The sequence below is a fragment of the Desulfurellaceae bacterium genome (assembly GCA_021296095.1).
Classification (GTDB): domain Bacteria; phylum Desulfobacterota; class Binatia; order Bin18; family Bin18; genus JAAXHF01.
In genome coordinates this window covers 7735-8552 of record JAGWBB010000157.1, presented here as the reverse complement: position 1 = coordinate 8552, position 818 = coordinate 7735, and the positions used below count along the sequence as shown (strand labels likewise).

1 protein-coding gene and 1 pseudogene are annotated in these 818 nt (G+C 67.9%); both read right to left on the bottom strand.

Going from position 1 to position 818, the window contains the following annotated elements; all coding sequences use genetic code 11:
- A pseudogene (locus J4F42_22020) lies at nt 1–440 on the bottom strand (ATP-binding cassette domain-containing protein).
- A 6-nt stretch (nt 441–446) separates the two neighbouring features.
- Nucleotides 447–633, bottom strand: a 187-nt coding sequence (locus J4F42_22015; protein ID MCE2488200.1) for an ATP-binding cassette domain-containing protein, incomplete at its 3' end; no start/stop codon positions are given.
- Nucleotides 634–818 lie beyond the last annotated feature (185 nt).

The window sequence follows — 818 nt, the reverse complement described above, 5'->3', positions numbered from 1 at the left end:
GTATGCTCGGCAATCCGGCCGTGGTGAACAAACACGACCTCGTCGGCAATCCGCCGGGCTTGGCCGATATCGTGGGTGACAAGCACGATTTTGGCTCCCCGGCTGTCCGCGGTGTGGATCAGGTTTTCTATGGCGGCCACCGCAGCCGGGTCGAGACTGGCGGTCGGCTCATCGAGCAGCAACACCTCCGGCTCCAGGCTGAGGGCTCGGACCAGGGCCAGCCGCTGCTGCTCACCGGCCGACAGTACCCGGGCCGGGCGGCTGGCGACAGCGGACAGACCGGCCAGCTCAAGCAGCCGGGCCAAGCGCTGGGAGCGGTCCTTGGACGGAGCCGGTCGCAGCTCCAGGGCAAAACGCAGATTGGCCCTGACCGAGCGGCGCAGCAGCACCGGGCGTTGAAAGACCATGGCCTGACGCCGTCGCACGGCCACCCCCCAGCCCGNNNNCCCACGCAATCGTGCCCGAGGTCGGTTGCAGCAGCCCGTGCAAGAGCCGCAACAGCAGGCTTTTGCCCGCGCCGTTAGCTCCCATGATCACGGTGCGGGGACCGGCTTCCAGCCTCAGGTCGATCCCTCTGATCAGCGCGGTTCCGTTCACGCCATACACCAGACGGCTCGCCCGCAGCGGCAGCAAATGCAGTGTCGCCTGCCCTGTGGAGTCAGGCAGAGAGGATGAAGCACCTGTGAGGGGAGGAGCCTCGGCCTCCTTCGGACTAGCCATACGCCCACCTGTTGGCCGTCCCGCGCAAGACCGCCACCGCCAGGTTGACCGCCAGGGCCAGCGTGATCAGGATGAGTCCGAGGGCCAGGGCCAGGGGT